The sequence below is a fragment of the Sulfitobacter sp. HNIBRBA3233 genome (assembly GCF_040149665.1).
Taxonomy (GTDB): Bacteria; Pseudomonadota; Alphaproteobacteria; order Rhodobacterales; family Rhodobacteraceae; genus Sulfitobacter; species Sulfitobacter marinivivus.
This window is the reverse complement of sequence record NZ_JBEFLP010000015.1, coordinates 1-771: the sequence shown is the minus strand read 5'-3', so window position 1 is coordinate 771 and position 771 is coordinate 1. Positions and strand designations below refer to the sequence as shown.

The window sequence follows — 771 nt, the reverse complement described above, 5'->3', positions numbered from 1 at the left end:
ACCACCGTACTCGTCCTGACGCTTGGGCTTCCATTGATGCTGTTGCTGCGCGTGCCGTTGGCCTTTGCCATCGGGCTTGCCACGATCGTTGCGCTTTGGACCGCCGACATCGACATGATGATCTTTGCGCAGCGCATGGTGTCGGGCACGCAGTCGTTCAGTCTGCTGGCCATTCCGTTCTTCATCCTTGCTGGGGATCTGATGACCGCGGGAGGCATTTCGCGACGTCTGGTCGGGTTCGCTGACGTGCTTGTTCGCCATCGCACCGGGGGCCTGGGCATGGTTGCCGTGCTGGCCGCCGCTTTCTTTGCTGCGCTCTCCGGCTCTGCCCCCGCCACCACGGCGGCCATCGGTGCCATCATGATCCCCGAGATGGAAAAGCGTGGATATTCGCGCGCCTTCGCGACGGCCCTTGCTGTTGCGGGCGGCATTATCGGGCCAATGCTGCCACCGTCGATCCCGATGGTGGTCTGGGGCGTCATGTCGGAAACATCGATCAGCGATCTGTTTCTGGCTGGCATCGTTCCGGGGATATTGCTGGCGCTCGGCCTCATGGCGCTGTGCTGGAACCACGCGCGCAAACACAAGATCGCAGCCCAGCCCAAGGCCACCCGCGCCGAAGTCTGGGCCGCCTTCAATGCGGCGAAGTGGGCTCTGTGCGGGCCGATCATCGTCTTGGGCGGCATATACGGCGGCATCGTCACGCCAACCGAAGCGGCCATCGTCGCCGCCGTCTTCGCGATCGTTCTGGGGTTCGGTGTCTACCGGGAA

1 protein-coding gene is annotated in these 771 nt (G+C 63.6%); it reads left to right on the top strand.

The window, feature by feature from the left end; translation table 11 throughout:
- On the top strand, positions 1-771 hold a 771-nt coding region (locus ABMC89_RS18970; protein ID WP_349570795.1), incomplete at both ends, for a TRAP transporter large permease.